General features: G+C 56.5%; 19 protein-coding genes. 6 read left to right on the forward strand and 13 right to left on the reverse strand.

Annotation, left to right across the window (positions count from 1 at the left end):
* Positions 1-1,288 precede the first annotated feature (1,288 nt).
* Entirely contained in the window at positions 1,289-2,602 is a 1,314-nt protein-coding gene (gene dctA / locus BI327_RS17735) for a C4-dicarboxylate transporter DctA (protein WP_076862207.1), read from the forward strand.
* Between the two features lie 369 nt (positions 2,603-2,971).
* Here dctA and BI327_RS17740 read toward each other — a convergent pair whose 3' ends face one another.
* The 3 genes from BI327_RS17740 to BI327_RS17750 form a co-directional block, all read right to left on the reverse strand.
* Positions 2,972-3,412: a VirK family protein gene (locus BI327_RS17740; RefSeq protein ID WP_076862022.1), complete on the reverse strand. Its 441-nt coding sequence runs from the start codon at positions 3,410-3,412 to the stop codon at positions 2,972-2,974.
* Positions 3,413-4,011: 599 nt separating this feature from the next.
* On the reverse strand, positions 4,012-4,683 hold the full coding sequence (locus tag BI327_RS17745; RefSeq protein ID WP_076862023.1) for a hypothetical protein: 672 nt from the start codon (positions 4,681-4,683) through the stop codon (positions 4,012-4,014).
* 61 nt (positions 4,684-4,744) lie between these two features.
* A complete protein-coding gene (locus BI327_RS17750; protein WP_076862024.1) occupies positions 4,745-5,494 on the reverse strand; it encodes a hypothetical protein in 750 nt (249 codons plus the stop codon).
* 734 nt (positions 5,495-6,228) lie between these two features.
* On the opposite strand from BI327_RS17750, the gene BI327_RS17755 reads away from it, so the two are divergent.
* Positions 6,229-7,443, forward strand: a complete 1,215-nt coding sequence (locus BI327_RS17755; protein WP_076862025.1) for a hypothetical protein — start codon at positions 6,229-6,231, stop codon at positions 7,441-7,443.
* A gap of 657 nt (positions 7,444-8,100) precedes the next feature.
* Positions 8,101-8,454 carry a hypothetical protein gene (locus tag BI327_RS17760; protein ID WP_076862026.1) on the forward strand — a complete coding sequence of 118 codons (354 nt, stop codon included), beginning with the start codon at positions 8,101-8,103 and terminating at the stop codon, positions 8,452-8,454.
* A gap of 1,126 nt (positions 8,455-9,580) precedes the next feature.
* On the opposite strand, the gene BI327_RS17765 is transcribed toward BI327_RS17760, so the two are convergent.
* The 4 genes from BI327_RS17765 to BI327_RS17780 all read right to left on the reverse strand — a co-directional run bounded on the left by BI327_RS17765 (position 9,581) and on the right by BI327_RS17780 (position 11,685).
* Positions 9,581-10,162 carry a hypothetical protein gene (locus BI327_RS17765; protein WP_076862027.1) on the reverse strand — a complete coding sequence of 194 codons (582 nt, stop codon included), beginning with the start codon at positions 10,160-10,162 and terminating at the stop codon, positions 9,581-9,583.
* Positions 10,163-10,224: 62 nt separating this feature from the next.
* Entirely contained in the window at positions 10,225-10,695 is a 471-nt protein-coding gene (locus BI327_RS17770) for a hypothetical protein (protein ID WP_076862028.1), read from the reverse strand.
* 16 nt (positions 10,696-10,711) lie between these two features.
* Positions 10,712-11,374, reverse strand: coding sequence for a hypothetical protein (locus BI327_RS17775; protein WP_143271629.1), 663 nt, complete (start codon positions 11,372-11,374; stop codon positions 10,712-10,714).
* Between the two features lie 59 nt (positions 11,375-11,433).
* Positions 11,434-11,685 carry a hypothetical protein gene (locus BI327_RS17780; RefSeq protein ID WP_143271630.1) on the reverse strand — a complete coding sequence of 84 codons (252 nt, stop codon included), beginning with the start codon at positions 11,683-11,685 and terminating at the stop codon, positions 11,434-11,436.
* Positions 11,686-12,372: 687 nt separating this feature from the next.
* On the opposite strand from BI327_RS17780, the gene BI327_RS17790 reads away from it, so the two are divergent.
* Positions 12,373-13,014 carry a hypothetical protein gene (locus tag BI327_RS17790; RefSeq protein ID WP_143271631.1) on the forward strand — a complete coding sequence of 214 codons (642 nt, stop codon included), beginning with the start codon at positions 12,373-12,375 and terminating at the stop codon, positions 13,012-13,014.
* Positions 13,015-13,751: 737 nt separating this feature from the next.
* Positions 13,752-14,570, forward strand: a complete 819-nt coding sequence (locus tag BI327_RS43675) for a tellurite resistance TerB family protein (protein WP_347337678.1) — start codon at positions 13,752-13,754, stop codon at positions 14,568-14,570.
* Positions 14,571-14,956: 386 nt separating this feature from the next.
* Here the strand turns inward: BI327_RS43675 and BI327_RS17805 are convergent, their stop codons facing one another.
* The 5 genes from BI327_RS17805 to BI327_RS17815 form a co-directional block, all read right to left on the reverse strand.
* Positions 14,957-15,910: a hypothetical protein gene (locus BI327_RS17805; protein ID WP_143271632.1), complete on the reverse strand. Its 954-nt coding sequence runs from the start codon at positions 15,908-15,910 to the stop codon at positions 14,957-14,959.
* 343 nt (positions 15,911-16,253) lie between these two features.
* Positions 16,254-16,703 carry a hypothetical protein gene (locus tag BI327_RS17810; protein ID WP_076862034.1) on the reverse strand — a complete coding sequence of 150 codons (450 nt, stop codon included), beginning with the start codon at positions 16,701-16,703 and terminating at the stop codon, positions 16,254-16,256.
* Positions 16,704-17,009, reverse strand: coding sequence for a hypothetical protein (locus tag BI327_RS41750; protein ID WP_143271633.1), 306 nt, complete (start codon positions 17,007-17,009; stop codon positions 16,704-16,706).
* Positions 17,006-17,197, reverse strand: a complete 192-nt coding sequence (locus BI327_RS41755) for a hypothetical protein (protein WP_143271634.1) — start codon at positions 17,195-17,197, stop codon at positions 17,006-17,008. Before BI327_RS41755 ends, BI327_RS41750 begins: the two co-directional genes overlap by 4 nt.
* Before the next feature lie 204 nt (positions 17,198-17,401).
* Positions 17,402-17,560, reverse strand: coding sequence for a hypothetical protein (locus tag BI327_RS17815; RefSeq protein ID WP_347337677.1), 159 nt, complete (start codon positions 17,558-17,560; stop codon positions 17,402-17,404).
* A gap of 995 nt (positions 17,561-18,555) precedes the next feature.
* On the opposite strand from BI327_RS17815, the gene BI327_RS17820 reads away from it, so the two are divergent.
* Positions 18,556-19,884: a CapA family protein gene (locus tag BI327_RS17820; protein ID WP_076862036.1), complete on the forward strand. Its 1,329-nt coding sequence runs from the start codon at positions 18,556-18,558 to the stop codon at positions 19,882-19,884.
* A gap of 210 nt (positions 19,885-20,094) precedes the next feature.
* Here BI327_RS17820 and BI327_RS17825 read toward each other — a convergent pair whose 3' ends face one another.
* Positions 20,095-21,777, reverse strand: a complete 1,683-nt coding sequence (locus tag BI327_RS17825) for an AMP-binding protein (RefSeq protein ID WP_076862037.1) — start codon at positions 21,775-21,777, stop codon at positions 20,095-20,097.
* Between the last annotated feature and the right edge of the window lie 580 nt (positions 21,778-22,357).

Here is a 22,357-nt window from a genome sequence, read left to right on the forward strand (position 1 = left end):
TTCGAGGTTTCGCCCTGCAGCTTGATATTGACGCCCGGCGACGTGGCGCGGCTCGCGGACGTTCGAGAGCGTTGCATCTGCTTCTCAGGTGCGTAACGTTTGAGCTGACTGCAAGATCTAGGATCGATGTCCTGACGGATACCCCTCCCGATTCGGAGGAGTTCGGCGGCTGTGATCGGCCGAGAACTATCATCCACACGTGATCGATCAACGAAGATGAGCCGAGACAGCCGACTGCCCGGCGCCGAAAACTCGTCAGCAGACTTTGGAAACCGTTTGATTCGGCTGCGCCGACGCCGGTGATGCCTTGTCGCTGGCCGCGTCAGATTCGAACGGCGCTGAACTGAAAATCTCGGACCGGGCTCGAGCGCAAGCCGCCCAGAAGGCGAGGCCGGCACGAAAAGCATCACGCCGGCCTGTCAACGTTTTGTCGTGTTTCCGCAATGTTGAGTTGAAGGCATCAATGTCGCAAGTCCGACTAAGGTGCAAGCGTTCCGCGCGAACGTCGCAAAGCGCGAGGTATTTTTCCCGTTTAAGCAAAGCTCGCACGCTTCTTTTGCGGCATGCCATTTGCTGGATGGGAAGAACAAGATAAGCGGCGACCACGCAAGCCTTGCAGTCGCCAGTCAGGGAGGTTGAACGTGACGAAGAGATTCGTCGAAGGTGGGCTGATAGCGAAGATACGACGGATCTTTATCCTGCGAAGGCGTGCCGACATTCGGTGGCCGTGCTCGGGATTCCGTCATCGCTACTCGCATGTCGTGGCATCGGCGAATAACCACGATCCAGTCCACGACCGAAATTTCATCCGCTCTCCGATCGCCGTCAACGGACAAACCCGGAGCAGTGCGCATTGTCGATCAACAGCCGCAAAGTCCGGCCAACTTCGTGTAGGATCTGCCGCAGTTCGCGCGGTCGCGACTTTCGACGGAGACGATATAGCAGCGTTCAAGTGCGACTATGCGGATATCATCCCCGTCCTGATCCATAGCCTGCTGCGGGCCGCGCTCCGAAATCCTGTCCGCCATAGCTACGTTCTGGCTTTATGCCGGCGCCTCCGGCATCGCATTCGAGCCTTGTTTGCCTTTGTAGAAGCATTGCTCGGGGCGCCAATCGCATGTTGGCCGGGTAAGACGCGACCCGGCACTTTTGGCTCGCTCGGTCTCACACGGCCACAAACAGCATTGGCTAGCCTGAAAAGGCAATCTTCACGTAATCCTACCGAGAGGAGAAGATCTAGTGTGTGGGGCTGCGGCGCGTGTCCTTGTTCGCTTGGGAAGGGACCATCATGGTAATCATCGCAGCCGCTCCGCCGGCGGCGCCCTCGCGTTCCTGGTATAAAATTCCCTACGTCCAGGTACTTATCGCAATCCTGATCGGCGTCATGGTCGGCTACTTGTGGCCTTCTGTTGCGACAAATGACTGGATCAAGGCGCTCGGCGATGGATTCATCAAGCTGATCAAAATGCTTGTCGCGCCGATCATCTTTTGCACCGTCGTATCCGGCATTTCGCACATTCAAGATGCCGGAAAGGTCGGCCGGGTCGGCATCAAGGCGCTGGTCTATTTCGAGGTTGTTTCCACTTTCGCCCTGTTGCTTGGTCTGGTCATAGGCAATCTGTTCCCGATCGGCCATGGGCTCGCGGTCAAGCCCGATGCCGTGGCTGTGGCCGGCCTGGTGAACAAATCAGAAGCGCAGAAGGGGGTCGATTTCGTCCTCAACATCATTCCGGACAGTGTGGTCGGGGCTCTGGCGCGGGGCGACATCCTGCAAGTGCTGCTGTTTGCCATTCTGCTAGGCTTTTCGCTGATGGCCCTGGGCGAGAGGGGTGCGCGGTTGCGTGGGATCATTGACGATGCCGCACACGCAGTATTCGGCGTCATTGCCATCGTGATGAAGGCCGCGCCGATCGGCGCCTTTGGCGCCATGGCCTACACAATCGGCAAATTCGGACCAGCTGCGCTCAGCAATCTGGTCGGATTGATCCTCCTGTTCTATGCCACGGCCGCGCTTTTCGTCGTGCTTGTGCTCGGCCTGATTGGGCGCATGATCGGCTTTTCCATCTTCAAGTTCATTGCGTATATCAAGGATGAGCTATTGATCGTGCTGGGTACCTCGTCTTCGGAAAGCGCGCTCCCGCAGCTGATGAAAAAGCTGGAACGGCTGGGTTGTTCGAAGCCGCTGGTGGGCCTCGTGGTGCCGACCGGATACTCATTCAATCTCGACGGTACCAACATCTACATGACGTTGGCGACGTTGTTCATCGCGCAGGCGCTCGACATTAACCTGACCTTGGGTCAGCAGTTCACAATCATAATTGTAGCGATGCTGACGTCGAAAGGCGCAAGCGGTGTCACCGGCGCCGGCTTCATCACGCTCGCAGCGACCCTGACGGTTGTCAGTCCCGCGCTGGTTCCAGGCATCGCGATTGTCTTCTCGATCGATAAATTTATGAGTGAGGTGCGTGCGCTCACAAATGTCACGGGGAACGGTGTTGCCGCAATGTTTGTGTCCTGGTGGGAAGGCGAGCTTGACCAAGCGCGCCTATGCAAGCAACTCAACCGGGAAGACCGACCCGCCGATGTCGGGACATCCGAATAGGACGGGGTGGATGGCAGCGTTTCAACCGCGAGCAGTGTTGGCGAAGGAACATGGCGCCGGTTGTGATCCTTCGATCGCCATTGGCGACGTCGCCGCCGGCTGATGGATTGGCATTTCGGCGTGAATCTCACGCTTCGTCTGGCGGTGGATGGCAGACGCGCATCGGGTGCCGGGAATACGTGGAGAGCGCACCGCGACCTATACTTGATATTGCCGCCATGGCATCGGCGGAGCTCATCGCCAATCTCGTGGCGGACGATACATCGGTTATTGCCCGCCAAAGGTCACCGTGGACCAGAGCAGGAAGCGCGCCAGCCATCGGCAGGATGCGCGAAACTGCACACCGGCCGACGGCCGCGCTTTCTGCGACTACCAGACGAACTTCGCGCCGTCCGGCAATTCGCAGACGAATTCGCCCTGGCTCACGGCTTCCGCCGATCCGGCAGCCAGCTTGGAAGCCCGCACGGTGAGCCTGCCGTCGCGGCCTAGGCTGTGGCGAATATATTCGGTCACAGGATGTCCGGAGCTGTCCAGGGTTTGATGCGGATCGGCGAAGCTGATGCCGTTCTGGGCGGACACCCTGAAGGCACGGATAGTCAGCCCGCCCTGCACGGCCGGTCCGGGTTTGCCGCCATCGGCGGTGGTGCACCGGCTCAGGTCCAGTATGACTTTGACATTCTTGCCGTCCTGCAGGGCACTGAGCACCTCGGCGTATTTCGGCGAGGGCTCATCGGCCCGAGCGATTGCGCTCACGCTTGCAACCGACAGCAGGGACAACAGGATTGACAGGCATCTGCCACTGAACTGCATATGGTATTCTCCTCGATAGGAATCAAAGTCCGCGCAAGCGCCAGCGTGCCCAGCGTCGTGCTTGGCGGAATTCGGACATCTGGCGCGTTTGCTTTCCGACAACACCACGCGTTGCAACCGCAAGCTAGTCTTTGCGAAGGCTAATCGAACGTCACAAACTCGTATGTGAGCTTCGAAATGACCCGACGATTTCCGCCTCCCTCGCTCAGAACCGAGCCAACACGATCGACTCGGTCGCAACCAGGCGGCATTTCGCGAGCGTACTGGCCAGGCAGCTACGCTGATCCCCGTACTGCGCAATCAAATCGAGATCTGTGCGCCGGCGCAGTAAGACCAGGCAGTCTGACGTTCGATGGGAGGATTCATGGACTGGATTAGTCGGTCGAAGCGAGATCAGCTCATTCTGCCCATGCTCCAGGCCTGGCAGGTCCAACAGTCATCACACCACCCGCGCGATCGCCTATCGCCGACGCCGCGGCCTCGCATCGGGGGAGGTCATCCTGGCCAATGACCAACGACCGGGCTCATAACCGGACATTTGATGCAGTCGATCCGATTAAGATAACTAGCAATGGTGTCGCGACATTGAACCCTCGGGTCTAGTATGGTCTCCGTATCTGAGCGCCCATTTCTAAATCCCGAAGCAGGGTATAACTTCCGCGAATCCATTGATGCAGCTCGGTCGACCAATCCTTCTCGTTCCGCAGATATCCAGTGAAGGAGAAACTCAGTCGGTTTATGTAGGCCTTTAGAAATGTCGGCAGCGCGGGGATGCGGAGCACATGCCCGTCATCCATGATGTCAGGCAATGCGCCGCGTAGCACGAATTCATTGTGGACGGTGACGAGCGCCCCTGGCGGCGTCTGTCGCCGCAGCATCTCATAACTGCGCCAGGACATACGATCAGTGTCTGCGACGAACAGGATGATCGGGACGACATAACGGCGCACCGTCTCATTCATGAAGCGAATCTCTTCGCACGTCTTGAAAAATTCGTCGAACGCATGACAGCCGAGGTCAATCACCTTGGCCACCCGATCGTGGACGATAAGCGGGTCGATCAGTTGGACCTTACCGTACGTATCGGTCACATCTGCGGTCTCCGTGATGTGAGGGAGGTAATCGAGCAATGACGGCTCCCTCAGATTGACATCGAAAGAGAGAGCCGTGCCGTTCTTCAGTACCAGGAACTCGCTTACAAGGCGAGCGATCAGGGTTTTACCGACCTGCGGGCTAGGAGAGCAGATGATGTAGATGGGCGTTGCTAACATAGCCGGCAGAATCAATCGAGTTTTGTACGTGGGCTCAGCCCGTTCCTCGCCGCATACGCGGCTATTTCTCGCCGCTGCGGGTCATCGACTTCGCACCGGTCAATTCGGTCAAGTTTATGCGGTCATACTCGCCCCAGACATTTGCAAGCCAGTGACGGACATAGCCGCGCAACACGAAGGAGTAGTTCGCCGGCTCATCGCGCCGCCCCTTGTTCGCGACGAAGTCGACGAAGGGCACGGAAGCGACTTCGACTTGCTCATAGGCCATCGCGTCGAGCTTGGGTATGGTCAGCTCGGTCGCATACTTGATGCGATGGAAATAGGAGTTGTAGGTCGACTGGTCCCACTGGAAGAACTGGGTGTCGTTGATGAAGTTCTTCACCAGGAAGTATTTCGCGCCGCTCATGAAATCGGCGGTTTCGGCGATCTCGTCCAGCGAGGCGATGGAAGGGCCAAGTATATGGAACACGGCAAATGTGATTTGGCCGGACCGCGCGGCATCCAAAAAGCCGATGTCGCGCAAAGAACCCAACGCTGAGGACAATAGGCCAGCGCGCGCATCGATCACTGTGACGGACAGTCCGGAGTTTAAGGTATCAAAAATCTTCATCTGATCCGCGGTCGTCGTCATATCGACGATCTCGGTGATGTCAGGGTGAAAACGCTTCAACGTTCCCCGCGGTGATTCCGTGTCAAAAGCGCGTGTCTGCACGGCATTGTTGCTGAAGTAGTCGAGGAGCGTTCGCGATACTGTCGTCTTTCCAACGCCACCCTTGTCCGCGCCGACCACAATCACAACTGGCTTCACCATGGAATTCCCCTGAGGCACTCGCTTTCGCGCCGGCGCGACATGCGCCAGCGGCAGGCGTCTGCTTTGGGTGCGAACATGGCAGAACGAGGGACAGTTGAGTTTTTGATGCGTCATCGGAGTGTTTGGTCGACAGCTTTCATTGCCCGGCCGCCAGGAAGTGGAATGCAATGACGATGATAGAGCGAAGAGAGCGGCAGCGCTGATGTTGGCTTCAACGAACTTCCAACATCTGATCGAGCAATTTAGCATAGGATCGACTGCTGAGATGTTTGCGGCCGGATAACTGTCGCGTCGTTCGAATATGCAACAGTAATAAAATGACTTGAATCGCACGTAGCGTCAGGTTGTATAATTGGAAGCGTGACGACGTAGGATATGGCGCGCTGACATTGATGACTAACAGGATAATCAAGCGAGGTCATGTGAGTGAGTGAATTGGGGCGCAGTCATCTCGAAGAGATAAGGATCATGCCGGTGCGAGACCACGCGCGTTTGCTTGATGCAGCGTGTGATGATGTAGAATAGCGCGACGCGTGGTGAGGGGAGTTGGAATCGAATTTGCTCGTGTCGGACGGGGGTTGGAGTCAGGCAATAAGGGGTTAGCAAACGCCAAGAGCGGACAACCATTGCTCTCGCGCTGTGGCGGCCGCCAATGCTAGCCTACCGCAGACAGGGATGATGACCCTGCGGGACCGCGAGACGCGACGGCGGCGTACCTTGGAAAGGATTGTGCGTTGCTTAATGCCGCCCTGGTCGAGATTGAGTGCGCGAGCCGCATCAGCGACTTCTCGATCGCAGTGGTCAGGCACGACAAGCAGTTGCGTACGGTGGCCGATCGCGCAATGTTCCTGCAAAAGGCTGCCGCGGATTTCCAACTTCGATTTGTGGCAGGCTTCGAGGATAACATTCGCGCCGGAAAATCGTGGGGGTACGCCACGACATGTAACGTGTTGAGCCGGGAGGCCGCAGGTCAGCCAGGCATCGACGCCTGCAAGGCAATAGCGGCTCGGGTATCTGGCCTCGATGATGAACTGATCGGAAAGGTCCAATGCAAGACCGTTTCGCTCTTGGCATCATCGTTCGCTCGGCACTCCGCGATGGCCGACTGTCGCAATGGAACGATCAGGATCGCCGCATTTTGCCGAGGCAAGAGCGGAATAGTGCCGCGGCTGAACAGTCAACATGTGTCACTGCTGGTAAACGCTTTCAGCAAGTGGTCCCAAGAACCGACCTTTCGCCAGGCCGCGGTCGCAATCGCGGATGAAGTCGTTCGCCGCGGGAGCCGCCGCGTGCGGCTTTCTGAGTTTTCTCCACAGGGACTATCGACGCTGGTGAACGGTTTCAGCAAGTGGCTCGACGAGGAGAGCGCTTGCAAGGCCATAGTCGCGATCGCCGGTGAAGTTCGTCGCCGCGCCGATTGCGCGGAGATCGGACTCTCTGAGTTTGTTACGCAGGGGTTGGTGGCTCTCGTGAACGGGTTCAATGAATCGCCGGAGCAGGAAGACTGCCACCACGCCATAGTCGCCATCGCCGGTGAAATCTTGAGCCGCGGCGGCAAACTCTCTCGTTTTGCGCCGATGGAACTCGCGAGCCTTCTGAATGGTGTCAGCAGGTGGCCGGAAGAACTCCCTTGTCAGAAAGCCGCGATCGCGACCGCCCGTGAGGTTCTTAGCCGTGGAGATCAAATTGTTCGCTTTAACGCGCACGACTTGTCGAACTTGGTGAACGGCTTCTGCAAGTGGCCGGATGACCCTGCCTGCCGCCAAGCCGGAGTGGCCTTCGCTGGTGAGGTTCTGCGCCGCGCCGACCAGGATGAGCGGCTCTCTGATTTCAATCACCAGGACCTGACGAACCTGGTCGACAGTTTCAGCACGTGGCCGGAAGAGCCGGCATGCCGGCACGCGATAGATCGCATCGCTAGAGGGCGACACAGCCAGGGATTCGAATGACGATAGCGCGGACTTAAGCAAGTCGTGAGGCTATGCTGGTTCGAGGTAAGGGCTTGGGAGGCGCCTGCGAACCCTGCAAGAACGCACATATCCACCATTGGGCGCCAAAAGGCCGGGCCACCAGCCGGGCGACGGATTCCTTTGGGCTGCGAGATATTCAGCCTGTGATCGCGCAAGATTTCCACGTCACCTACCGATACACTTACACGGAGAACTCGTTGCAGCCCTCTGCCCCAGTTAATCGCCCAAGTCGACCTGACAGGCTCAGGCAGATCCTCGATCAGCAGACTGCTCCGGCCTGTGGCTAACGCGGTGGTCGAACGATCGGCTTCTTCGCTAGCAACGGTACGACACGGTCGCAGTCCCTAACCTTAGGCTCGGCATCCCGTGTCGGAATGGCCCAAGGCCTCGCTAAGCCTTTCGAGCACGGCGATGCTCCGGTCAATCCACTGGCCCCTCCGCGCAATTGCGCTCGCAAGCATCGATCACTCGATTGAACACTGCAACTTAGAATGTCCCCGAATTGCCGATTTAGGTGGATGGGAAAACAATGCGATCGCTGTTTGAGTCAACGCCGTTCCGGGTATCAAGACAGCCCAGAACCACGTCCAATATTGGGAGGTGCCTTTCATCCTTCCTTTTCGGTACGCTTAGACGATGAGTTCAACGTCGAAGATTGTAGCGGTAGGAGCAATATTCCTGGGAGAAGCCCTTTCGATACTCGCGGAGTTGATCGCCTCAAAGCAGTTTGGAAAAGCCGGCGGGTATCTAACAACGCTCCTGCCGATGTTCCTGCTGATAACCATCGGCGGCATCCTGCTCGTATGCGGATACGCACTCGGTTACATGCATCTCAAGAATATGTGGATAATTGTCACAATATCGGTGGGAGCAATTTTAGTGGTGGAACCGCTTCTCACGCTTCTGCTGTTTCGAGACGTGCCAACGGCCGGTTCGCTGATCGGGCTGGCGCTCGGCGCGCTTGGCACGCTCGCTGCGATATTTTTATGAGCGTATTCTGAATTTTCATGGGCGTATTCTGAGCGGGCTAAAACGGGGTGCACCTTCGGAAAGATCGTGCTTTGAAGAGGAGTTGCGCAAGATCGGTCCTGCTCAATTCGAACGCGTGGGAAGGAAATGTTTTTTGACGGGCGTTCTACGTCTAGTCAGGATCCGCATATGGTTGGATTTGAGAGCGCTTCGGTCGAAGACGTGCATCTCCTTCCAGGAAATAGGACGTGCGCGGCAGCCGAAGATCTCCCAATCGATATTACGCCGGGTACTGTTCCGTCACCACAATTTTCCAGCCCTTCCACGACGCGGGCGTGTTTGTTGGCGACGTTTTTGGGGTGACTCTCTGCCAAGTCACTTCCATAGACCGGCATAGTTGGGTTCTTGAGGATCGCCGGCGCGGACAGCGCGCGAGGATTAAGCGCTTTGCGCTCGGACCCCACCCTCGTCCCTAGGGAAGGTAGCAAATGTTTGTCCATCTTGGAGTGGATGTGCTCTGGGCCCAAGATAGGCGGCGCCGCACGCCCGTCACCCGCCAGTTTCGGATGTGGCAGCCACGAGCGGGCGATCCAGATGGTTTTCGATCACCGGGCGAGCAAGCCTCCCTTGAGTCGATTGCGGCGAAGACCGACTGCACGGGCGAGAAGCTGCGCCAGGAACATGTGCCTGGTGCCGACGGCCCGTTCGGATGTCATCCTGCTCGGGCGTGAAAGGCCGGGATGTCCGCCGCTCACTGATGGACAACTTCCGGCGGGATCTCGAGCGGCTTTCGGGTGATCAGCATGCCGGGAGATAAGTATCCCGAGCCGGTTTGACGAATCGAATGGGCGATGCACAATGAGGCTGCCTATCCATTTGCTACCCTTGGATACGGCCACGACGGCCCCAGCATCCTGGCCCCCACGGCCCCCAGAAGGTGCTGGGGCTTTTCGTTCTCCGCCCTTATACTAGGCGAACAGCTCTCCCCCGCTTGCAACAAGCTCGTAGTGCGCCGGGTGCTCATCAACCGCCCCAGCAGCCTCCAAATACGGTGGGTTCTTTTCGGACTCGATCGTCGCCGCCGGCTGGTGGCTTGGTAAGCTATCGATCGGGCGCACCGTCGCGTCCCGGAACCGTTAAGCCCCGATCATTTGCAGGCGATCTCTAGGTCATCCAGGTCACGAGGTGCTTCGTTTTGGCTAGCAGCCGCGCCAATGAACTTCATGCTGATTTTGGGCGGCACGGCGAAGTCGATATCAAGGTAGGCAGTTCCCATCTTCATCGTGCTTTGAATGCGCTGTGCCATCGCGGCGCTGCTGATTACAGTGGACACCAAGAGACCGCCGCCGGTCGCTTTAGCGGCGATGGCATTCACCTTCTGAACATCCGCGTTTCCGCTCGACTTCAAGCGCAGCCGAGCTTTTGGTGGCAGACCCCACGTCACCCGAAACATCGTGACCTCGTAACCCATCTGTTCGAGAATCGGCAGGGCCTCACCGAGTTGTTGCGTAAAGGCACTGAATTCACCGGTCAGCTTTCCCGTCGCATCCGAAAAATCGGGCAGCGATAGATCAGGCATTGATGGCAGCGACACGGCTGGCATCGAAGGCATCAAATCGCGAGCGGACTTTGTGATGCTCTCAATTCGGCTAGGTGGCGCTTTGTCCTCAGCATGAGCGAGGCCGATGCCCGACGAGAACAGCGCGACCAGCAGTGCAAACTTGTTCATTCGATACTCCCAGTATCCCAGTCGACGAGTTACGACCTTAGCGTGAGGGTCCCGCGTAGCCCTCAGTTGGGCGCCGGAGGCAGACACTTGTTGATTCGGGCCTCCTGTTTCGTCTTTACGAAGCGGCACACCCCGAGGAGTGCCTCCTCGAAGACCTGATCCACCGATGGTGTGAGGTCCGTAGTGTCATACATCAAGCCGAGAGGAATACCTCGACTGCATTCATTCGCGTTTCGCGTTCGATAGACAAGATCGTTGCATCGCTGTTGGTGCGCCCCAATTGCCTGCCAAGCTCTATCTCGCATTTCCTTGTCGGAGTGTTTGAGGTTGGCCTCTTCGGTCACTGCATCCGCTCGCAACTGACGAATTTGCTCGTCTGACATGAGCGAGACACGGTAGGCTCGCATTGCCGACAGCTCGGTTGTCGACCAATCGTCTTGCTTGGCTTGATAGAGCAGGCCTCCGCCAATCAAGCCAGCCAGCCCAACCGCAAGAGCAACTCCCAGAGCGGGCCAACTGAACAAACGAGCCATTGGTGGATTTACCAGGCTACGGCGCAAAAGCGCCGACCAACGCCTTTGCAAATCCCGCGAGGGATGTTCGTGCGAGAGTGAGCGCTAGAAGCGCGATGGCAATTGGCACGCAGACCTCCAGACTCTTGCGCACGTGCCTGAGCACGCGAGGAAGCCGCCTGATCCCGATGCGGCCCTCCGCCTTTCTGACAGCAGCATTGGCGGCATCTTCTACCTTGCCATACGCATCCCACCAAGGCTCGGGGTCCGGAGTATAGTCGCCCTCGCGCATCTCGCGTTCCTGCTGAACCATATAATCGTCGGCTGATCTCGCCGAGGCGAGAGCGGCCTTTGTGCGCTCTCCCTCGATGTATCGGGTCACCAGCACGCCGGTCTCACGATCACGCAGTAGATCGGTCGATGCGCGGAGGAGAAAGTTCACCAGTAGCAACAAGACTCCAAGCACAAGCAGCATCGACAGCACATCTGAGCGCCCTCCGAAGTCCAAGGGAATGAGGCTCGTGGGTTGGAGACGGACGTTGAAGAGCACAGCCGTCATGCAGATCGCCGATATCACGATAAGATATCGCGCCGTGCGCATGGTTTCTTCGCTGAGCGGGTCCCCATAGAGACTCTCCAGGAAAGTGCTCGCGGACATCGCGTCACCGTTCGCATCGTTGTTTGTTTTTTTGTCGGTCACTTGCGGTGGAGTCCAGAAAGAGGTTTGATTGATGCCGTTGCTGTCAAAGTCGTATCAAATCATCTCGAAGCCACGCGCTGACGATAGGCGTCGATCATCGCGCTCGTCACGTCATGCGGATAGCAGATTGGGGCAGCACCGCCGGGCCGCGAGTAGGCGCTCCTCGCACCGCAAGATCGACCGTTGCGGATTAGGTCATCCGGACACGCGCAGGGCTTACCAGTCGCGTGATACTGATCCCGGCTCGCCTTGATCAGGATCGCGACGATGGCGGCGGCGGTCAGAGTGGCCTCGACCTTGCGCTTGGGCACGGGCATCTTGTCATGTGGATTGCGTTTGGCCAGTGCGGAACTTGGGATGGATGATGGCGGCGACGCGGCGATTGTCGGCGCGGCAACGACCGGTGGAGCTGTGAACGCAAGGGGCTTCGCTATGGCGGCGGATTGCTGCGCAACAGTCGGCGTTGGCACGCTTGTCGGCGCACCGTGACGACCAACTGAATAGGCTCCGAGGGCGGTAACGCCCAAGAGCAAAATAACAACCCCGCCTCGCATAATCTAAAAACTAGAGCGCAACCAGCAGGCGAGATCAATAGAGCGTGGCACGTCGCCGCACTAGACGTTAGTTGTGTGTGCACGAAAGATTTTCATCTTGTGATTGAACTTCGCTTCTTGGATCTAGAGCCCGTCTCGATTTTGGGGCATTCAAGGAGAACTGCATTGAAGAAAATAGTGATTGTCGCAGTCGCACTGCTTTGCTCAACGGCGTTCGCACAGGCCAGAGGCGGCGGACACGGCGGAGGCCGGGTTTCCTACGGTGGAGGTCATCACACCTCTAGTCACGGCGGTTCCTACTTCGGCGGATCAGGATCGTCTCATAGGGGCGGCTCGTATCGGAATTTCAGCACTGGCAACCGGTACGGCACCCACAGATAATTCACTCTTCATACCCCGGCATCCGAACTTTCGGCGCTGGGGTATGGCCACGGAGGGCGACTTTTGCCTCTTTACGATAACGCATCTGATCAGGCCGTTTTGTTGCTTCCGTCGGGACAAACGCTGAAGGTGCAGGGCATCGAACTGTATCCAGCCGACGAATTGGGGCACATCGCGGCGACCCGGGCGGAAGCAGCCCGAAATCTCGGTACCGTGTCGACAGGTATTGGCTTCATTGGCTCTCCGGCATGGGCTATCGGTGCCAGCGCGGCACTTGGCTTCATCGAGTCGGCCGTCGCGGAGGCGAACAAGAAAGCAGGGCTTCGCTTGCTCGCCAAGGCTGAAGAGATGTGGACGGCGACCAGCCGCCGAGGCCTCCTATTTCGCGTTCTCGATATAGACCGTATAGACCGACCGGCACCAAGTGCTTGGGTTGGAAACGTGCCGGCCTCGGAGCCTGTCTTCGTCGGTGCAATGGGGCGAAAGGAGAAGCGCCAGTTTCTCGAATTGCATGGCAAGACCGAGGCGGATGTCGTGAACGACCACGTCGAGCGCCGGACTTCGAGATCGTATGTTCACCATGGCGACGACTTCATCATGGTCGATACTGAATTCGGTTTGATGAATGTCAGATGGTCAAGTGTGGTGGGTTACGTCGCTCCGAGCCGAGCAGCGAGCCAGCCGCCGCCGATACCAACAATCTAGGATGCGAGGGCGTGCGCGCCCACGGGAGGGGGACACAAGTGTTAACGGCGCAAGAAATTTCGGAAGCCAAAACGCGAGTCCGGTATGGCAACAGAGAGGTGTTGCACGAGCACGACGATTGTATCCGTATTGCCTATGAGTGGCTGGATGAGCAGACCAAGATCAAGGGGCTGATGCGGCAGACCTTGCCCATCAAGCACATCATCGAGAAGTGGGCGGATGCTACGTGTCACAGTCTGATGTCGAGGTCGCAGCCGAGTTGCACCCCGATGTCAGGGGTACATACCCCCACTTCAACATCGGCTCTCGTCTTGTCCTTCCGTCCGACGCACGCTTGGTGAACATTCCAGAGACGAAGACGCAAGACTATAAAATGACGGAGAGGCAAATCGCGCATACCTAGGGCAGCCGTCGAGAATAGGGTTGCGGCGGAAGAAAAAGCCCTCCCCGTGGCTTAATAGAGATTGCACATGCGGGGATGGCTCGCGTGCTACCAATACATGTTGGCAGATCGATCAATTTCGGGGCCCAAAAGTTAGGCGGGCGTCACTCGCAGTCCGTGATTTTGCGGGTTGCTCCCCTCGACGAGCGTGACGAGGATGGACTCCCACGTCGGACGAGCGGGCGCCCGGCTTGACCAACGGATAGCGACGGAACGGCAGCACGGCACTTGCAGTTGGGCGAGACACAACGCAAGATAGAGCTTTTAAGAATGGAGGTGCGGTGTGGCTACTATTGTGCCTGAAGTTCGCTCATTCTTTCACGCTAAGATAAACGCTATAATTCCTCCGCCGGTCGCGCCATCGGTAGTTCTGACCGCTCCGGATGTTGATACCGAAGATGAAGTTGGGGCCTTACGACCATCACCAGGTACGATCGAACATGCGGAGGGCCAATCGTTCGTTCTCCATTACAAGGATGCTGACGGAAATATAAGCGCTCGATCGGTTAGCGTTTGGGCGATCCGTCACACCGACGCTGGGATACCGGTATTAGTCGCGAGATGCTACCTTCGAAAGGCAACACGCTATTTCCGCGTGGATCGCATCGAAGCCGTCGCTGATTTCGACGGAGTCGTTATCGTGCCAACCAGTAAGTTTCTTGCGGACACCTTCGGGGTGCGATGGCCGCCATCGAAGGCAGAACTCGCCGCCGCGGCCGAAGTTCAGATGCGTTGGTCTCGATTGAGAACGATCTGCAGAGAGAATGGAGCGGCGCTCTTAACTGCGGTTGGCCTCGCCGATGGCGAGTTGGTGCCCGATGAAGTAGGAGCTATTCTCGATTTCGTTGGGAAGTGTTGTAGGCGAGTTAGCTTTGATTGCGGAGAGCGAGAAAACGATCGATTGCGTCTCTACATTCGCCGGCTTCGACCAACCCCAGAATTAATCGATCGTGCCGTCGATCACATGGCGCAAAGCGATCCGGCGACGGTCGTGGAAACGCTGTCCGCATGCGTGCGAGTGATGGAGGCGGACGGGCACATTCATCCAGCGGAAAGAAAAATGCTGGACGGGTTCTCTCAGGCCATGACGGGGCTGCCTTTGCAATATCCATAGCGCCGGCAGCGTCTGCGCTCTGCGCACCGACCTGTCGCATCTCCAGTTCAACTTGCGACCGAGCTTTATGCAGGATCATCATCAACTGTTCGCGCTTGGTGACTCGATTGGCAAAGCTGAGACCGTTGATCGCTATCTGAGCTTCAGGTGCGAGTGATAGGTAACCTGTCGCTCCAATCAACGCGTTCGCATCTCCGGCCCATTTCATATAAGCGGGCGGAATTGGTCCAGTCTCCGGTAGCAAGGGTGCTGTCTCTATGATTTGACTAAGAGCGCGCTGGAGATCTGCCAGAGGCAATCGACGGCTGCGTTCCGGGCAGTCGCATTGTGTCTCACCTCCCATGTACCGGCTAACAAGCTGCCGCACGCCCTCCACCACGCCTTGTTTAGCTACCTTCCTTCTTACCGACCGCTGCTTCAACGACTTTTATAAGATGGGCATCGTAGTCCTTCTCGAACGACTCGCGTTGTATAGCGACCGTTGTTTCACCCTTTTTTAGAACGAAGTTCCTTTCAGTTTTCGCAAATTCAAAGGCGATCTTTTCGACGGCCTTCTTGTCCCCGTCTCTTGCCACAGAGAAGAGAGCGAGTAGACGAAACTGCGCGTTTGTCATCTCATTCTGAAAATACTTAATCTCAAACAGACTGTAGCGGTAAAGGCGCAGAAAGAAATAAGCAAACAATTGCACAAATGCGGCCAGGGTGAGTCTAATAAGAAATCGGACTCCAACGTCCGTGGCACTTGAGCCGGAACTTAACTCGCTTGTTGCCGTCCATACAAACCAGGTCAATATGGCCAAGCCAACTGCCGACACTGCCGAGCCTATGGCTAGGTTGATGTTTGCCCTGCGCCCCAACGCATCGACTTCCTCTTGGAGGCGATTTCTGATGCGGGCGCCGAAATTGCGCAAATAAGAAAAATGCTCACTTTTAGAGTCTTCCGCCTGAAACTCTTCGCGCCATACCGCGGATAACTGCTGAACGGTCTCCTCCGATAAGGCTTTCCTTGTTTCGAGAAGAAGGTCTTCGCGCTCCTGAGCGGTCAGTAGAGAGGTTTCGGCGCTACTTGCCTTAATCTCGGCTCGAATAGCGGCATTCAAATCGTCAGGCGCGGCCACGCTGAGCCCGCGGAGTGTGACCCTGGCATCTTGGAGATAAGAGAAGAGAGCAGTTGAGGCGCCGGTTACCAGTACAAGAATTCCAGCTGCGGTTATTATCTGGCTCTGGAAGTAAGACGTAATGGCGCTTGTTCCGAGCGACATGAAAGTCACGGCGAGACCCAATACCGCAACCACGATCGGCGTTGGAAGTTTACGCGCCCCTTGCATGTTGTCAGACATCGCACCCAACCTCGTGAAGGGCGCAACTCTATGTTTAGTAAAGATAAATGTACACCATCTACGCGGTTGAATTTGGACTGATCAACCGATTTTGTGCATTTCGGCCTGGTGCATCTCCGCCATCGCAGCCAGGCACGGTGCTGCTAGGTTGCATCCTCGACCTCAGGCCATTTAGAATTGGTTCATAGCCATCGTGCAACCGAAGGGCGCCCCCGTGGTACTGCGGTTAGGCGGAAACATCATCCGTCGCGTTCGCTGTGTAACCGATCAAAATAGCTTGCGGTGACTGTTGCCAAAATTTTCGTTCACCAAAACGGCTAGCCAATTCGGTGGAATCGTCTCACTACGTCTCGATGTTCAACTCCATGAAGTCGTAGACGATACCCTCGAGCTGATCTATCGACGCCGTCCAAATGTCTAAATGATATTCCTTACTCTGTGGCTTGATTGATACTGAAACCGTTCCGTCCAGCTGGACACCCACCACGCACTTTCGTTGAACATCCTCTGAATACTTGTCCTCAAACATTATGATTACATCGCCGACGGTGCGGTCTGCGTCCGGATTGTAAGGTTGGAGATAGAGTTTTCTGCCTCCGGTCATTGCGGCATTTGTCGTCGCGACAGTCTGTGCCAGGACGTGATATAAGCGCCGGCATTCGTTTACAGCTCGGGCTTTCGCTTCTTTGGCGCGGTGATCAGCCATCGCCCGCCGCGCTAATTCGGCCACCTGCGCGCGGTCAGCGGCGTCCTGCTTTTCGAGAATTGATCTCAGCCTATTGTTTTCGGCCATTTAGCCCCCGCCGACGATGAGGTGTTCTTCCTCTTTGCTAGCGTTCCGCTCGCTCACCACGAGACCCACGTTGATGAACTGATGTGGAGAGCCGGCCGGTCGAAAGAAGCGACTTTCGACTGTGTAGACCTTGTGCTTCTCGATTTCGCGAGCGCCCTCTATTGAAGGTGCAATCATGTCACCCACATTCGGCAAAACACCGCCGAAATCCGAAAGCGTAAAGTCGTAGCCAACCTGCCAATATCCATCGATACCGTCGGATGATCTACCGCGTCTGAATAGTCGGATGTTTAGTTCACGTGTCATTTTCGGTTGTCCTTGACGAGCCGACCGTAAACAGGACCATCGCGGCGAACCTGAGCCGCTAAGGCATTGTCGAGATAGCCGGTGGCATCAAGCCGCCACAGCCGTGGATCGAGTTCCTTCGGAAATCGTTCGGTCGGCGTAACCAAGACGCGCGAGCTGCCGACCTCTCTGAAAACGCGGAGTGTCATTGCCTTGCTCTCTCGAATCAACTCGGAACCGGAAGTATAGCAATTGGCCATCCGGGAATATCGGTTAGTCGCTTTTGGTGAGTCGAAAGCCGCTAATATTGAAAATACTGACTTTTTGGCCTCGACTGGCGCAAGGGGCGATTCGAACTACGGCATCCATCGTTGAGCGACTTCGCGTTTCGCCCAGAGGAGTCCACTCCAATATCAACTTTCACTTTCCGCGTTGCGCTTCAGCTCACGATTAATCCGATCCTTTACCCGACGGACCGCAAGAAGCTGCAATTTCGTTTGGGTCTTTCCGCTGATCGTCCTGTCATCGATCTCAAAGCGGTAGTGCCATTCGCCCGGCAACGCTTCTCGCATGTGGAATTGCACTCCTCTGTGCTGCATAATTGTTCCAACCCCAATCACACAAGGTGCCTCTGCCCGGGCACCGCGTCGGTCGCGTGCAGATTGATCCATGATTTCTCAATCATGGGAACGTTGATCTAACACCGAAAGGGAGCCGCCGATCCTATCGGACCGGCGGCCAAGTCAAGGGAGGAAACGCCCGTTAGGGCAGCGGTAGCGAGACTACCGCATGGCACCGCCGATCTCTCGGCGGATCTCGAATATACATTTTGCGACTAGGCTAGAGAATGATCCGCCTACTCATCGAATGGAGATGATGCGCAGTCGTCTACGCATTGCTGGCTTCAAGTAATTCAATCGAGAACGCACCGAAAGGAAAAGTTGCGTACGCAGCGTACCAATTGAGCTCTTTCGTGCTTTCTCATTGGATCTTCAACAAGTCAGCGCTGTTTCGCGCGACGGTGTCCCGAGCCATCCATGAAGTGCAAAGCGTGCCGTTCCCTCCTTCGGAGCACGCAAGAGGCGCCAAGCGCAGCCGCAATGGCTCGCCCGGCAGTGTGAAGATTCAATAGCAGATCACGGATGTCCAATTATCAACTATCGATGTCGGTAGTTTCGAGGCGCGACCCTCAATGTAGTCTGAGTGCACCAAGGCCTATCTAGATCTGCGGAAATACTTCCGAGAAGGAAGGAGTTCCAACGACCGCTGCCAGCCAAAGAGAAAACCACAAGCAACGGATCTAACCTCAACTTGCGTCTTCCGATCGATTGTCCTGGCATTTTTGGGCATATCCATCGCTCGGTCCGACGCTATCGGACCGCAATCTGCGCGCCGATTGACGGGCGCGTCAGAACAATTCGGGTAAATCCCGATGCGGAGGCGACCATCGGATTGGATTCCGTCGATGGGGACCCCGCAAGCGAATAGTTGAGCGCACCGACGACAGCTATTGATCCGCCAGTCATCACAAAGCCCCATCCACTTCCCAGTCGAAAGACATCTGTTTATGCCGCGTCATCTTCCCGCAAGTCCTGCCGAGGTTTTCCGTGCCTCTGCCCGACTGCGCGCAGCCGTACGATGCGCCACATGGTTACGGCTCTGGGATCGTCCGCTGCAGAATGTCGCGACCGATTTAGCGGAGATGGAATTTGCCGATATGGCGTACTGGTTCTACAAAAGCGCCAGGCCGATCATAGCATCAGAAAACAAGGTATCTGGGACCCTTTTTCTACACGACAACTCGGTTGTGAAGTTGCCGGATGAGTTCAGGAGCGATAGTTCGGTGACGCTGAGCGCATCTGGTGATTTAATTCAGGCGGATGGTCTCGAATTCTCCAAGGACATCCTTTTTGAAAAGGTTGCTTCTGCCCTCTTTGATGCTGACATTTCATTCGCAAATTATGAATCGCCTGTAGCAGAAGAGGAGGTCGTAAGAAGAGCCATAGGTGACGGACGCACGGCGATGATGTGTTGCTCATTCGCTCAATATGCTGCGTTGACCGAACATCGGGGCAAGCATTTTACAGTTCTTAACGCGGCCAATAATCATATATTGGACTTGGGAATAGAGGGGATTGAAGCGACCCGGACAGCGATGACCCAAACCGGGATCGTTGATATTGGTGCTCCCCGTCGCCCCGAGGAATACGGGCGAGCAAACATTCTTGCGAAGAAGCAAATTACAATCGGGTTCGTATCGGCGACATTTGGACTCAATGCTCATCAGTTGCCCGAGAACGAAACGTTTCGTGTGCACACGGCGAGACTCTTGTCCAAGTACGTCCCAACGGACTTGGCGTTGCTCAAAAAGCAAATCGAGGATTGCAAGACGCAAGGTTGTGATTTCATTGTTGCGTCAATTCATTGGGGCTACGAATTTGAGTTTTTTCCACGGTACAGACAAATCGAGGCCGCTCATTCATTGATTGAGGAGGGAGTGGACCTGATTCTGGGTCATCATCCTCACGTTATTCAGCCGCTTGAATATTACCGGACAAAGAGGGATCCAGATCGTATTGGTGTTATCGCCTATTCTTTGGGCAGCTTGACGTGGGGATGGTATACCGCGCCGCACCTCGTCTTAAGTATGATCTTGAACGTTCGATTGTCGAAGGGCGGCAGAAATGGCGCTCACCGCACTTACATCGAAAGCGTCAAGCCCATTCCGGTATTTCGTGGTATTTCTTGTCAGGGCAAAAAAGCACTGATGCGCATTGAAAAGCTGGAAGACCATTTGGATGAATGTACATCTTCTCCTCCAGCGGAGCGTATTAGGCGAATGAAAGAGTATGTTGATCTGGTTCTTGGAAGCTGGACAAAGAAGTCTCTCGGATAGACTTTTCGTTGCAATCCAGTTCGCATCCGATGCTCTGACGATCGGCGCTTCGACGAAGGCGAGGGCGCAGACGAGCAGCCAGCCGTTTCGATTCTCACGGGATCGTTGAGAGGCGCGATTAGGCCCACCCGCTCATTCCGGGCTCGCTTGCGAGAATAATTTCCTCAATTGCGACAGTCGCCAACCATTCCAACGAATGCCTCTGCGAAATCATCCATTCGCTGCGACCTGCTCTGCTGCAGCCTCATCCTGCGCCATCTTGCGTAGAGCGCCACGAATTATCTTGCCCGTGGTTGTTAGGGGAATCTCATCAATGAAGCGTACGACACGCGGATATTCGTGCGCCGCTAGGCGTGACTTGACGAAGTTTGCAATGTCGTCAGCCAATGCATCTGATCCAACATGTCCATCCTTAAGCACGACATATGCGGCAACGACCGCCCCCCGCAGCGGATCCGGTTTAGCGACGACCCCGGCAAGACGGACAGCTTGGTGCGCAAGCAGGCAATCCTCAACTTCTGCAGGGCCAATTCTATAGCCGGCGGAGCCAATGACATCGTCATTGCGCCCCACAAAGTGAAGCCGGCCCTCAGCATCGCGCACCCCCTGGTCACCCGTGAGAAGCCATTTCCCATCCGGCCCTTCTACGAACTTCTCGCGGGTCCCTTCGGAATTGTGCCAGTAGCCGATGAACATCACGGGGTCGGGAGATAAAACCGCAAGGGCGCCTTCCGTCTCGTTGGGTTGGCGAATGCCGGTCGCAGCATCGATTACATCAACAACGTGACCAGGCACAGACCGGCCCATTTTGCCCGGAAAGGGGGGCTCTAGCGCTGCACAGGAAGAGACCACCATGTTGCACTCGGTCTGGCCGTAAAACTCGTTGATCGTGACCCCAAGCGTCGCACGCCCCCATTCGATCAATTCTGCACCAAGCGGTTCGCCGCCGCTTGCCACCGAGCGAAGGCGCACCTTGGGCGTCTGGGTCTTAGGCAGGAGCTTCATCATCTTCAAAGCGGTGGGAGGCAAAAAGGCGTTGCGAATTCGGCAGGTCTTGATCAGTTCGAACGCTGCCTCTGCGGTGAATTTCGTAAACCGACAGGCGACAACCGGGATGCCATGATGAAGCGCTGGCATGAGTACATCGAGCAGACCGCCAATCCATGCCCAGTCAGCAGGAGTCCAGAAACGATCTCCGTCGTGAGGAAGAAACTCGTGGCTCATTTCAACACCCGGAAGATGTCCCAGCAGAACCCTGTGGGCATGTAGGGCACCTTTAGGGTTTCCTGTGGTGCCTGACGTGTAAATTAGAATTGCTGGATCATCTGCGCGTGTCGATACAGGTTCGAAGACATCTGATTCTGCCGCGCAAAGTGCAGCGTAATTCTTGGCCGGTCCAATCGCGCCATCGACGCAGATGATCAACTCCAATGCAGGGAGTCGCTGAAGAAGAGGTTTTATTCGCTCGACGCCCGAGGCGTCGGTTACGATTGCTCTTGCGCCAGAATTTGCCAGGCGATGTAGAAGGGCATCGGGTCCAAACAGTGTAAATAGCGGGATCGAGATGCATGCGAGTTTTGCGAGCGCAACATGCACCACTGCTGTCTCGAAGCGCTGAGGAAGCATAACCCCAACCCGATCGCCCATCTCTCCGGCACGTCGGCCAATGCCGCGCGCGCTCAAGGCGTTAGCCAGCCGGTTGGAGATTGCCTTCAAGTCGCCGAAGCTGTATTCGCGAGTGGGTTTTCCAGGCTCCACGTCGATGATCGCCAATCGACCGGGTTCCTTATCGGCCCACCTGTCGCATATATCCGCACCGATATTATAGTAATCAGGGATATTCCAGCGGAACCCATTTCGAACCTCATCGAACGTTTTTCCTTTTTTCAGCATCACTGATCCTTTGTCCTGCGTCTGAAATGGCCGCCGTCCTTGACCCGAGTTCCGGGCGATAAACGGGCCCTTCGGCTATTGTGCTCGTCGTCGTGTTTCCAGCGTCCGCTCCGATGTCATGGCGTCTGTTACGATCAGCAGTCCTCCCCGACCGATGCATTGAGGCGTACCCGCTGCGCCTTTCGCGCGTCCGGTCATATCTGAAGCGAGAGCTTCGCCAACTCCAGGAAACCGGCGGTATCGGCGATAGGCGCAAAAGCGAAGTGCGAATGCTGACCGCGCGCCTCGCGGCCGCTTCGTGTGGGTACGCTCACGCAGACCTCTCCCGCAGTCGGGTGAGCAGGGATAAAGCCCCTGCGAGCCTCTTGTGAGCGGCTGGCTGTCAGTGAAGTCTTTGACGCTGGCAGCGTCCAAGTAGCCGGTCTGTGCTGAGGCGCTCACGATACTCTTCTCCATTCGATCGAGAGTTCGGAAGCGCCCGCACGGAAGCTCGCCCAGTTCCGCGCGGTTGTTGAGCCCGTTGGCGTAGCGCGCTCTGTCCTCCCTTGCTGTGTCACGCAACCTAACCTGAGAAATTCTG

Source organism: Bradyrhizobium mercantei (genome assembly GCF_001982635.1).
In the GTDB taxonomy this organism is placed as follows: domain Bacteria; phylum Pseudomonadota; class Alphaproteobacteria; order Rhizobiales; family Xanthobacteraceae; genus Bradyrhizobium; species Bradyrhizobium mercantei.